This is a genomic window from uncultured Sphingomonas sp. (assembly GCF_964250165.1).
Lineage (GTDB): Bacteria > Pseudomonadota > Alphaproteobacteria > Sphingomonadales > Sphingomonadaceae > Sphingomonas.
The window spans coordinates 29,149-41,134 of sequence record NZ_CAXUEK010000005.1; the positions used below are offsets into that span (position 1 = coordinate 29,149).

General features: G+C 70.7%; 9 protein-coding genes. 2 read left to right on the top strand and 7 right to left on the bottom strand.

All coding sequences use genetic code 11. The annotated features are described in order from the left end of the window. Window positions 1–32: 32 nt before the first annotated feature. The 3 genes from ACFE64_RS01840 to ACFE64_RS01850 all read right to left on the bottom strand — a co-directional run bounded on the left by ACFE64_RS01840 (window position 33) and on the right by ACFE64_RS01850 (window position 3,137). Window positions 33–1,133 carry an NADH:flavin oxidoreductase gene (locus ACFE64_RS01840; protein WP_375390742.1) on the bottom strand — a complete coding sequence of 367 codons (1,101 nt, stop codon included), beginning with the start codon at window positions 1,131–1,133 and terminating at the stop codon, window positions 33–35. Between the two features lie 141 nt (window positions 1,134–1,274). After that, window positions 1,275–2,870 (bottom strand): isocitrate lyase, encoded by a 1,596-nt coding sequence (locus ACFE64_RS01845; RefSeq protein WP_375390743.1) that lies wholly within the window; start codon window positions 2,868–2,870, stop codon window positions 1,275–1,277. 102 nt (window positions 2,871–2,972) lie between these two features. Beyond that, window positions 2,973–3,137 carry a hypothetical protein gene (locus ACFE64_RS01850; RefSeq protein WP_375390744.1) on the bottom strand — a complete coding sequence of 55 codons (165 nt, stop codon included), beginning with the start codon at window positions 3,135–3,137 and terminating at the stop codon, window positions 2,973–2,975. Window positions 3,138–3,291: 154 nt separating this feature from the next. On the opposite strand from ACFE64_RS01850, the gene ACFE64_RS01855 reads away from it, so the two are divergent. After that, complete coding sequence (locus ACFE64_RS01855) at window positions 3,292–4,680, top strand: short-chain fatty acyl-CoA regulator family protein (RefSeq protein WP_375390745.1); 1,389 nt, start codon at window positions 3,292–3,294, stop codon at window positions 4,678–4,680. Window positions 4,681–4,737: 57 nt separating this feature from the next. After that, on the top strand, window positions 4,738–5,754 hold the full coding sequence (locus ACFE64_RS01860; protein WP_375390746.1) for an ABC-type transport auxiliary lipoprotein family protein: 1,017 nt from the start codon (window positions 4,738–4,740) through the stop codon (window positions 5,752–5,754). A gap of 129 nt (window positions 5,755–5,883) precedes the next feature. Here the strand turns inward: ACFE64_RS01860 and ACFE64_RS01865 are convergent, their stop codons facing one another. From ACFE64_RS01865 to ACFE64_RS01880, 4 genes are all read right to left on the bottom strand, one after another. Continuing rightward, a complete protein-coding gene (locus ACFE64_RS01865) occupies window positions 5,884–6,138 on the bottom strand; it encodes a hypothetical protein (RefSeq protein ID WP_375390747.1) in 255 nt (84 codons plus the stop codon). 63 nt (window positions 6,139–6,201) lie between these two features. Then, a complete protein-coding gene (locus ACFE64_RS01870; RefSeq protein ID WP_375390748.1) occupies window positions 6,202–7,659 on the bottom strand; it encodes an efflux transporter outer membrane subunit in 1,458 nt (485 codons plus the stop codon). Then, on the bottom strand, window positions 7,659–10,823 hold the full coding sequence (locus ACFE64_RS01875; RefSeq protein ID WP_375390749.1) for an efflux RND transporter permease subunit: 3,165 nt from the start codon (window positions 10,821–10,823) through the stop codon (window positions 7,659–7,661). The genes ACFE64_RS01870 and ACFE64_RS01875 overlap by 1 nt, the downstream gene beginning before the upstream one ends. A gap of 7 nt (window positions 10,824–10,830) precedes the next feature. Beyond that, window positions 10,831–11,985: an efflux RND transporter periplasmic adaptor subunit gene (locus ACFE64_RS01880; protein ID WP_375390750.1), complete on the bottom strand. Its 1,155-nt coding sequence runs from the start codon at window positions 11,983–11,985 to the stop codon at window positions 10,831–10,833. Window position 11,986 lies beyond the last annotated feature (1 nt).

Genomic DNA, 11,986 nt, shown 5'->3' on the forward strand with positions numbered 1-11,986 from the left:
GAAACCGGTCAGGATGACCGCGGCCGCGCCGGTCAGGACAGGGTAGCGAGCGCCTCGCGGCGGAAGGGTTGCAGTTCGTCGCTGCGCCCCGCCTTCACCTTGCTGGCCCAGAGCGGGTCCTGGAGCAGCGCGCGGCCGACGCCGACCAGGTCGAAGTCGCCGCGATCGAGCCGGCGCAGCAGCTCGTCGAGCGACGCGGGGTCCGACGTCTCGCCGCCGAACGCGGCGATGAAGTCGCCCGACAGGCCGACCGAGCCGACGGTGATGGTCGGTCGCCCCGTCAGCCGCTTCGCCCAGCCGGCGAAGTTGAGGTCCGACCCGTCGTCCGGAAACTCGGGCTCCCAGAAGCGACGCTGCGAGCAATGGAGGATGTCGGCGCCGGCGTCGATCAGCGCGCCCAGCCAGGCCTGCATCTCGTCGGGCGTATGCGCCAGGCGGACGGCATAGTCCTGCTGCTTCCACTGGCTCAGCCGGATGATGATCGGATAGTCGGGCCCGACCGCCTCGCGCACCGCCGCGAGGATGGCGGCGGCGAAGCGCGACCGCTCGACCAGCGACGGGCCGCCATAGGGGTCGTCGCGCTCGTTGGTGCCTTCCCAGAAGAACTGGTCGATCAGATAGCCGTGCGCGCCGTGCAGTTCCACCGCATCGAAGCCGAGCCGCTGCGCGTCGGCGGCGGCGCGGGCGAAGGCCGCGATCGCGTCGGCGACCTCGTGGTCCGCCATCGGATCGCCGAACGCCTTGCCCGGGCGCGAGAGGCCGGACGGGCTGTCATAGGGGCCGGGCGGCGACCAGCTCTCGTGGCGGGTCTTCACGCCACCGACGTGCCAGAGCTGCGGCGCCATGACCCCGCCGGCCGCGTGGACCTCGTCGATGACGCGGCCCCAGCCGGCCAGCTCCGCCTGCCCATGGAAGCGCGGCACGTCGGGATCGTTGAGCGACGCCGGACGATCGACCCCCGTCCCCTCCGACACGATCAGCCCGACATCCGCCGCGGCGCGCCGGCGGTAATAGGCGGCGACCTCGTCGGTCGGCACGCCGCCGGGCGAATGCGAGCGCGTCATCGGCGCCATCACGATCCGGTTGGCGAGCTGCAGCGACTTGTAGCTGAACGGCGTGAACAGGTCGGTCATGGGCACTCCACTGATGATCGGTCGTGCGCATGGCGAGGCGCGCCGGCGGTGGCAAGGTCGGGGCCTGGGCGACGCGGCCAAGCCGTGTCGTCGGGCCGAGCGCGTGCATCGCGGGCGCAGCTGCCGCTGCACCCGGGTGCGTCACGCCGCGAACTGGTTCATCGTGTTGTGGGCGCCGCCCGCCTTCAGCGCCGCCTCGCCCGCGAAATACTCCTTGTGGTCGTCGCCCATGTCGGAGCCGGACATGTTCTGGTGCTTCACGCAGGCGATCCCCTCGCGGATCTCCTTGCGCTGGACACCCTTGACGTAGCCGAGCATGCCCGCCTCGCCGAAATACTCCTTGGCGAGATTGTCGGTGGACAACGCCGCGGTGTGATAGGTCGGCAGCGTGATGAGGTGATGGAAGATGCCGGCTCGCGCGGCGGCGTCCTTCTGGAAGGTGCGGATGCGCTCGTCCGCCTCGCGGCCCAGCGCCGTCTCGTCGTAATCGGCGCTCATCAGCCGGGCGCGGTCATAGCCGGCGACGTCGCGGCCCTGCTCGGCCCAGGCGTCGAACACCTGCTGGCGGAAGTTGAGCGTCCAGTTGAAGCTCGGCGAATTGTTGTAGACCAGCTTGGCGTTGGGCACCGCCGCGCGGATGCGGTCCACCATCGCGGCGATCTGCTCGATGTGCGGCTTCTCGGTCTCGATCCACAGCAGGTCGGCGCCGTTCCGGAGCGACGTGATGCAGTCCAGCACGCAGCGGTCGGCGCCCGTGCCTTCGCGGAACTGGAACAGGTTGGACGGCAGGCGCTTGGGGCGCACCAGCCTGCCGTCGCGCTCGATCACCACGTCCCCGCGCAGCGACGCGAAGTCGGTCACCTCCTCGCAGTCGAGGAACGCATTATACTGGTCGCCGAGATCGCCCGCTTCTTTGGAGTAGGCGATCTGCTTGGTGAGGCCGGCGCCGAGCGAATCGGTGCGGGTGACGATCACGCCGTCGTCGACGCCCAGCTCAAGAAAGGCGTAGCGGCAGGCGCGCACCTTGGCGAGGAAGTCCTCGTGCGGGACGGTGACCTTGCCGTCCTGGTGCCCGCACTGCTTCTCGTCGGAGACCTGGTTCTCGATCTGGAGCGCGCAGGCGCCCGCCTCGATCATCTTCTTGGCGAGCAGGTAGGTCGCCTCGGCGTTGCCGAAGCCCGCGTCGATGTCGGCAATTACGGGGACAACGTGCGTCTCATAGCCCTCGATCGCGTTAGCCAGCCGCTGCGCCTCCACCGCGTTGCCGCTCTCGCGCGCCTTGTCGAGGTCGCGGAACATCATGCCCAGCTCACGCGCATCGGCCTGCTTCAGGAAGGTGTATAGCTCCTCGATCAGCGCCGGCACGCTGGTCTTCTCGTGCATCGACTGATCGGGCAGCGGGCCGAACTCGGACCGGAGCGCGGCCACCATCCAGCCGGAGAGATACAGGTACCGCCCCTTGGTGGAGCCGAAATGCTTCTTGATGCTGATCAGCTTCTGCTGGCCGATGAAGCCGTGCCAGCACCCCAGCGACTGGGTGTAGGCGGCCGGATCGGCATCATAGGCGGCCATGTCGCGGCGCATCAGCCCGGCGGTGTAGCGGGCGATGTCGAGGCCGGTGCGGAAACGGTTCTGCAGCTGCATCCGCGCAACCGACTCGGCGTCGATCCCGTCCCAGGCGCCCTGGTGGCGGCCGATCAGCTGGCCGACCTTGGCGATGCTGTCCTGATAGGTCACGGTGTCAATCCTTGCTGCAGGAGGATCGGGGACGAAATGACCGCCGGCGGGCCGAAGCCGCACCGGCGGTCACCTTCCCTCCCCAGGAAAGGGGGATCGCGTTCAGCCGAGACGGCCGAGGCGGTGGTAGAGGCTGGAGAACTTGGCGGAGCGGGGATCATCGGCGATCTGCTTGACGTAGCTCGCCACGGCTTCCTTCATCAGGCCGAAATCCTCGGTGGTGAAGACCGGGCGGCTGCGCGGCGGTTCGCGTGTCTCGGTGTGCATGACTTTGCTCCTTGCTCGCCTGCGCGGCGTCGGGATCGTCCTACGTCGTCGCCTCGCCGCCCGTCACGCGCGGAAGATGCTTAATCGTGTCGTGCGGTAGCACGTACTTGTGTATTCCGGCGATATTGTGAATATCTTTACAGTGGAATAGCGGATGAAGGAAAAGCTCCTCGCGGGACATGCCGTCCGGCGTCTGCGGCGGCGGGTGGGGCTGACCCAGGCGGCGATGGCTGAAATGCTGGAGGTTTCGCCCAGTTATCTCAACCTGATCGAGCGTGACCAGCGCGCGCTGCCGGCGCGCCTGCTGGTCACGCTCGCCGAGCGGTTCGACTTCGATCCGCGCGCCTTGGCGGCGGGCGAGCCGGGCGGCGGGGCGGAGGCGCTCCGCCGTCGGCTCGCCGACCCGCTGTTCGCCGACCTGGAGATCGACCGGCACGAAGTCGCCGAGTGGCTCGCCGCCGCGCCCGGCGGGGCGGAGGCGTTCGCGCGCGCCTTTGACCGCGCCGGCACCCCCGGCGCGGCCGGTGCCGGCGACCCGATGACGGTAGCGCGCCGTGAGATCGAGCGGTGGCGGAACCATTTCCCCGATCTCGATGCCGCCGCCGAGGCGCTGGCCGACGAGCTGCGGCTGGTCGGCGCCGACCTGTTCGGTGCGCTGGTCGACCGGCTGCGCGTCCGCCACGGCATCTCGCTGCGCATTCTGCCGGTCGACGTGCTCGCGGGCGTCCTGCGCCGCCTCGACCTTCACGCCCGCCAGTTGCAGGTCAGCGAGATGCTGGACGCGGCCGGGCGCACCTTCGCGCTCGCCTTCCAGATCGCGCAGTTGGAGGCGCGCGGGGAGGTTGATGCGCTCGCGCGCGGCGGCGGCTTCGCCGATCGCACCGCCGAGCGGCTGTTCCGCCGCCACCTGCACGGCTATTTCGCGGCCGCGGCGATGATGCCCTATGCCCGTTTCCTGCGCGCGTGCGAGACGACGGGGTATGACGTCGACGTGCTCCAGCGACGCTTCGGCGCGAGCTTCGAGCAGGTCGCGCACCGGATGACCACGCTCGGGCGCGTCGGTGCGCGCGGCCTCGGCTTCTTCATGATCCGGGTCGACCGCGCCGGACAATGCTCCAAGCGGTTCGCGGGGGCGAGCGGGGCGATGCTGATCGAGGCGGAAGGGCGCTGCCCCTTGTGGCGGCTGCACCACGCGTTCGACCGGCCCGCGGGCGAAGCGTTGCAGCTGCTGGAGCTGGAGGACGGGTCGCGCTGGTTCACCCAGGCGCGGGTCGTCCAGGCGTCGGGCGCGCCCGCCGGCGGATCGCGGGCGGACGTGGCGGCCGAGTTCGCGATCGGGATCGGCGTGCCGGCGGATCAGGCGCGCGCGATCGCCGCCGCGCGGGGGATCGATCTCGGCGGCGCGGCGACGCCGGTCGGGCTCGGCTGCGCGGCGTGCCTGCGCGAGGAGTGTCCCCAACGCTCGGCCGCGCCCGCGGGTCGCGCCCTGCTGGTCAACGATCGCGAGCGCGGGGCCTCGGCGTTCGCGTTTGCGGGGAGCTGAGCCGGTGCGCCGTTGGATCGGCCCGGAACCCCGCGACAGCCGGCGCATTGCCCGCCCGTGACGACGGCCGCCGCCTTGTCAGGCCCCTTGCCGGGCTCCTTACCAGCCTCGTCGCCGGGCTCGCGCCAGCCCTACACGGCGGCGACCGTCGCGCTCGACCGCGCCAAGCTGGACGTGGCCGAGCCGACCGCCGCCACCCCGGCGGACTGGCGCGGGGCGACCGACGCGGCGGTCCGGCGGTTGCTGGGCAAGGCTATCGCGCGACGCTGGCCCAGACGATCCTGGCGGCCTGATCGACAAGGCCAATGCGGTGCCGCCGCAGGGGAGCTGCAGGCGACCGCCGCCGCGGCACGCGGCACCTTGGCGGGCGAAGGCGTGAACCAGGATGCGAGCCTGCCCGAGGCGGTGCGGCAGCTGACCGATGCCGCGCGCTCGATCCGCTCGCTCGCCGACTATCTCGGGCCGCCACCCCGACGCGCTGCTGCGCGGCAAGGCAAAGGAAAAATGATGCGGGTCCGCGCCCTGCTGGGTCTGCCGTTGGCGTTCGGGCGGTCACCGCCTGCGGGTGGAGCCCTGCCACCACCTTTCTGGCGATCGATCCGGCGCCGGCCGCCACGGCTGCCGCAGACTATCGCGGGCCACCCGTGCGCGTGCCGTTCCTGCCCGTGCCCGTCACGCTTGACCGGCCGGAGTTCGCGCGAGGTGGCCGGCACGATCGCCGTGTCGGATTTCGACCGCTGGGCGGCGCCGCTCGGTCGGCTCGCGCGCGACGCGCTGATCGGCGACCTGCAGGTGCGGCTGCCCGCGGGCGCGGTGCTGCCGCCCGACGCCGGCCCGGCCGTGCCGGAGGTCCGCGTCGAGGCGACGGTGACGCGCTTCCACGCGGAGGGCGGCGAGGCGGTGATGGACGTGAGCTGGCGGCTGGTGCACCCCGGCGGGACGGCCGCGCCGGTCCCGGTCACGCTGCGCGCGCCGTTGACCGCCGACACGCCGGTCGCGCAGGCGGCGGCGTGGAGCACGCTGCTCGGACCGCTGGCGGACCGGATCGCGCTGGCGATCGGGCGGCAAGGCTGATCGCGCCGCGGCTGATGTGATTCCGTCGTCATGCCGGCATCGACGGCAATTCGAGCCGACGCCGCGAGGCTGAGCAGAGGGCGAGGACGAACGTGGATGCCGGCACGAGGCCGGCATGACGGCTTAGGGTTATCGCGATCGCAGGTGTTTGCCGCCATATTGCTGGCCGATATAGCTGCCCATCCGGTGCATGTCGGCCGAAGCGGCCATCGCCGTTTCCGCGCAGCAGGAGAGCGGGCCGGCGCGGGCCTCCACCTTGCGGCACAGCTCCTCGATGTCGGCGCGACTCAGGATGTTGCGCTCGCGCAGCAGGCACAACAGGCTCTGCAGGATAATCAGGCTCTCCTCGCCGGTGCCGGCGGCCGGAGGCGCGATGGTGGCCATCGTCTTCCTCTCCTCTCTCTTCGGGAGGAAACTACGCCGATTCCGCCGCTTGGCAAGAGCGGTTCAGCGCAGACCACCGCCGAGCGAACGGTACAGTTCCACCAGGTTGGCCGCGCGCGCCTGCCGGGTGGTGACCAGCTGCTGATCGGCCGCATAGGCCGTGCGCTGCGCGTCGAGCGCGGTGAGGAACGAATCGACGCCGGAGCGGTAGCGCGCGTCCGCCAGCCGCGCCGCGATCTCCGCGGAGCGGGCCCGGATCGTCTGCGCGTCGATCTGCCGGTCGATCGTGCCGCGCTGCGCCAGCGCATCGGCGACCTCGCGGAAGGCGACCTGCACCGTGCGCTCATAGGTGGCGAGCGCCGCCTGCCGGTCGGCCTCCGCCAGCCGGATATTGCCGGAGATGCGCCCCCCGTCGAAGATCGGCAGCGTCGCCGCCGGCGCGCCGGTATAGGTGAAGCTGCCGCCCGCGAAGAGGCCGGAGAGCGCGGCCGAGATCGTGCCCACCGTCGCCGTCAGCGAGATCGTCGGGAAGCGTGCCGCCCGCGCCGCGCCGATATCGGCGTGCTCGGCGATCAGCTGGTGCTCGGCGTCGAGCACGTCGGGACGGCGAAGCAGCACGGCGGACGAGAGACCGGGCGGCAGCTGCGCCAGGGTCGCCTGCCCCTCGCCCAGGCCGGTCGGCAGCTGCGGCGTTGCGACCGGCGCGCCGACCAGCAGGTCGAGCGCGTTCCTGTCCTGCGCGACGCGCGTTTCCAGCACCGCGATGTCGTTGAGCGCAGCCTGGTAATTGGTGTCGGCCTGGCGCGCCTCCAGCTCGGAGGCAACGCCGATGCGGAACTGCGCCTCGGTCAGCGTGCGGGTCTGGCCGAACGTCTGCAGCGTCGAGCGGGACAGCTGGAGCTGATCCTGATCGGCGGCGAGCTGCAGCCAGGCGGTCGCGATCTCGGCGATCAGGCTGATGCGGGTGGAGCGCTGCGCCTCCTCGCTGGCGAAATATCGCTCCTGCGCGGCGCGGGTGAGATTGCGGACGCGCCCGAACAGGTCGAGCTCGAAGTTCGAGAAACCTGCAGTAAGCGAGTAATATTGCAGGTTGCCGGCATCGGTGCCGACGCCGGTGCCCGTGCCGGTGGTCCCGCCCGTGGCCGCGCCGGGGCCAGCCGTCGCGCCGGTCGCGCTCACGGGATTGTTGGTATAGGTCGCCGACGCGCTCAGGCCGGTGGTGGGGACCAGATCGGCGCGCTGGATGCGGTAGCGGGCGCGGGCCTGGAGGACGTTGGCGGCGGCGAGGCGCAGGTCGCGGTTGTTCTCCAGCCCCGCCGCGATCACCTCGCGCAGCCGCGGGTCGGTGAAGAAATCGCGCCAGCCGATCGCGGTCACGTCCGGCGCGTCGGTGACGGCGGGCGGGTAGACGCCGCCCTGCGGCAACGCCGGCGGCACCTCGCCCGTCGGACGGTCGTAATCAGGGGCGAAGTTGCAGCCGGCGAGCAGGAGCGCGGCCGCGAGCGGGAGGGTGCGGGCCATCATGCCGCCTTCCCCGCCGGGGCGCCTTCGGACGCAGGCTCACCCGCGGGCTTGCCGCGCTGTCCGAACAGCCCGACGACCAGCACGAAGAACAGCGGCACGAAGAAGATCGCCAGCACCGTCGCCGAGAGCATGCCGCCGATCACCGCGCGCCCGATCGCGTTCTGCCCCCCCGCACCCGCCCCGGTGGCGATCGCGAGCGGGAAGACGCCGAAGATGAAGGCGAGGCTGGTCATCAGGATCGGGCGCAGCCGGAGCTTCGCCGCCGCCACCGCCGCCTCGAACGGCGCCATGCCCTCGCGGATGCGCTCCTCCGCGAACTCGACGATCAGGATCGCGTTCTTGGCGGAGACGCCGATCGTGGTGATGAGCCCGACCTGCAGGTAGATGTCGTTGTTCAGCCCGGTCAGCGTCGCCGCCAGCACCGCGCCGACTACGCCGAGCGGCACCACCAGCATGACCGAGATCGGGATCGACCAGCTCTCGTACAGCGCCGCCAGGCACAGGAAGACGATCAGCAGCGACAGCCCGAACAGCGCCGGCGCCTGGCCGCCCGACAGCTTCTCCTCGTAGGAAAGGCCGGTCCACTCCAGCGATGTGCCGGGCGGCAGCTTGGCCTGCAGCTCCTGCATCGCCTGGAGCGCGGTGCCGGACGACTGGCCGGGCGCGGGCACGCCGAGCAGCTCCATCGCCGGCTGGCCGTTGTAGCGGGTCAGCTGCACCGGCGCCTGATCCCAGGCCAGCGTGGTGAAGGCGGTGTACGGCGCCATCGCGCCGTTCGCACCGCGGACGTAGAACTTGCCCAGGTCCTCGGGCCGCAGGCGGAAGGGCGCATCGGCCTGAACATAGACGCGCTTCACCCGGCCACGATCGATGAAGTCGTTGATGTACTGCCCGCCCCAGGCGCCGGAGATGATCTGGTTGACCTGGCCGAGATCGAGCCCGAGCGCGCGCGCCTTGTCCTGATCGACGATGATCCTGAGCGCGGGCGCGTCGTCGAGCGAATTGGGCCGCACGCCCGCGACGCGCTTGTCCTGCGCTGCCATGCCCATCAGCTGGTTGCGCGCGGCGACCAGCGCCGCATGGCCGATGCCACCGGTGTCGACCAGCTGCAGGTCGAAGCCCGTCGCATTGCCCAGTTCCTGCACCGCCGGCGGCACGATCGCGAAGATCAGCGCGTCGTGGAACTGCTGGAAGGCGCCGAAGGCGCGGCCGGTGATCGCGAAGGCGCGGTTGTCCTTGCCCTTGCGGTCCGCCCAGTCCTTCAACGGGATAAAGGCGATGCCGCTGTTCTGGCCGACGCCGGCGAAGCTGAACCCGTTGACGGTGAACACGCCGCGGACGTTGCCGCCCTCCTGCTGCAGGAAGTGGTCGCGGACCTGCGTCAGCGCCTTTTCCGTGCGCGACGCCGTCGCCCCGGCCGGCGCCTGCACCACGGCGACCGCGAATCCCTGGTCCTCGTCGGGCAGGAAGCCGGTCGGCAGCCGGTAGAACAGGACCCCGAGCAGCAGCACGATCAGCAGATACACCCCCATCGAGCGCCCGCGCGATCGGGCGACGCGCTGGATGCCGTTCCCGTAGCGCTCGCGGCCGCGCTCGAAGCGCTCGTTGAACCAGCGGAAGAAGCGCGCCAGCGGGCCTTTGCCCTCCGCCTTGGCCGGATCGTGCGGCTTCAGGATGGTGGCGGCGAGCGCCGGGGTGAGGATCAGCGCGACGATGATCGACAGGATCATCGCCGAGACGATGGTGATCGAGAACTGGCGATAGATGACGCCGGTCGACCCGCCGAAGAACGCCATCGGCAGGAACACCGCGGTCAGCACCAGCGCGATGCCGACCAGCGCGCCGGTGATCTCGTCCATCGACTTGCGCGCGGCCTGGCGCGGCGTGAGGTGCTCGGTCGCGATCAGCCGTTCGACATTCTCGACGACGACGATGGCGTCGTCGACCAGCAGGCCGATTGCCAGCACCATGCCGAACAGGGTCAGCGTGTTGATCGAATAGCCCGCGACCGCCAGCACCGCGAAGGTGCCCAGCAGCACGACGGGCACGGCGATGGTGGGAATCAGCGTCGCGCGAAAATTCTGCAGGAACAGGAACATGACCAGGAAGACGAGCACGATCGCTTCGAGGAGCGTCTCCACCACCTGCCGCACCGACAGGCGCACGAAGGGGGTGGTGTCGTAGGGATAGACGACCTTCACGTCGGGCGGGAACTGGCGAGCGATCTCGGCCACCCTGTCCTTGACCAGCTTGACGGTGGTGAGCGCGTTGGCGCCCGGCGCGAGCTTGATGGCCATGCCGGCGGCGGGCTTGCCGTTCCAGAGCGACGAATAGCCGTAATTCTCGGCGCCGAGTTCGACGCGCGCGACATCGCCCAGCCGTACCACCGAGCCGTCGGTGTTGCTCTTCAGCCGGATCGCCGCAAACTCGGCCGGCGTCTGCAGCCGCGACTGGACCGAGACGGTGGCGTTGAGCATCTGACCGGCCGGCGCCGGAAGAGCGCCGATCTGCCCGGCGGATACCTGCGCATTCTGCGCCTGCACCGCGGCCGTCACGTCGGCCAGCGTCAATTGGTAGCCGGTGAGCTTCAGCGGATCGACCCAGATGCGCATCGCGTATTGCGAGCCGAACACCTGTGTATCGCCGACGCCGCTGACCCGGCTGAGCGGGTCCTGGATCTTCGACACGAGGTAATCGGCCATGTCGACGCCGTCGTGGCTGCCGTCGGCCGAGTAGAGGCCGATGACGAGCAGGAAGTTCTGCGTCGCCTTGGCGACCAGCACGCCCTGGCGCTGGACCTCCTGCGGCAGGAGCGGCGTCGCCGATTGTAGCTTGTTCTGCACCTGCACCTGCGCGGTATCGGGATCGGTGCCCTGCTCGAAGGTGAGCGTGATCGTCGCCGTTCCCGCCGCGCTGGACGAGGAGGAGAAATAGCGCAGGTGGTCGATGCCCTTGAGCTGCTGCTCGATGATCTGCGTGGTGGTGCGTTCCAGCGTCTCGGCATCGGCGCCCGGATACGTGGCCGTGATCGCCACCGCGGGGGGCGCGATGGCGGGAAACTGCGCGATCGGCAGCGTGCGGATCGCCAGCGCGCCGGCGATCATCACCAGCGTCGCCAAGACCCAGGCGAAGATCGGGCGCTCGATGAAATAGCGGGACATGGGTGGCTCAGCGCCCCTGCTGCTGGGCAGACGCCGGCGCCGGCTTCGCGCCGAGCGGCTGGGGGTTCACCTGACTGCCGGGGCGCAGCAGCATGCCGCCCTCCACGATCACCCGGTCGCCCGGCTTGACGCCCGCGGTGACGATCCAGTCGTCGCCTTGGGTCCGGACGGTGGTGAGCACGCGCTGCTCCGCCTTGTTGCCCGCGCCCACTACCATCGCCGTGGCGTGGCCGCGATCGTCGCGCCCGACCGCACGCTGCGGGACCAGCAGCGCGCGCGCCTGCGTGCCCTGCGGCAGCACCGCGCGCACGAACATGCCGGGCAGCAGCAGCCCCGCCGGGTTGGGCGCGACCGCGCGGATCGTCTGGGTACCGGTGGTGGGGTCAACCGTCACGTCGGCGAAGCGCAGCGTCGCCTCCTGCGGATAGGCCGAGCCGGATTCGAGCAGCAGGCGCACCCGCGCCGTCCCGCCGCCGGTCACCTGACCCGCCATCATCTGCTCGCGCAGCCGCAGCAGGTCGGCGCTCGGCTGCTGGATGTCGACATAGATCGGGTCCAGCCGCTGGATGGTGGCGAGCGCGTCGGTCTGGGATGCGGTGACCAGCGCGCCGGTGGTGAACACCGAACGGCCGATCCGCCCCGCGATCGGGGCGCGGATGGTGGTGCGCGCCAGGTCGATCTCCGCCGAGCGCAGCGCCGCTATCTGTGCCGCCACGTCGGCACGCGCCTGGGCGGCCGAGGTCTGCGAATTCTCATATTCCTGGCGCGCGATGGCGTTGATCTTGACCAACTCGCCGTAGCGCCGCGCCAGCGCCGCCGACGAGGCGATCGCGGCGCGCGCCCGGGCCAGCGCCGCGCGCGCGCTCGCCACCCGCGCCTGATAGGGGGCGGCATCGATCCGATAAAGCGGCTGGCCGGCGCGCACCATGTCGCCCTCGGTGAACAACCGCGCCTGGATCAGCCCGTCGACCTGCGGCCTGACGTCCGACGTCTCGAATGGTGCGGTGCGGCCGGGTAGCTCGGTCGACAGGCTCACCGGTTGCTCGCGGAGGACGATGAACGACACCGGCGTCGGCGGCGGCGCCGCCGGCTGGTCGCTCTTGCCACCGCATCCCGCCAGCGCAATCAGTAGCGCCGCGACAACAAGGCGCGTTGATATCATA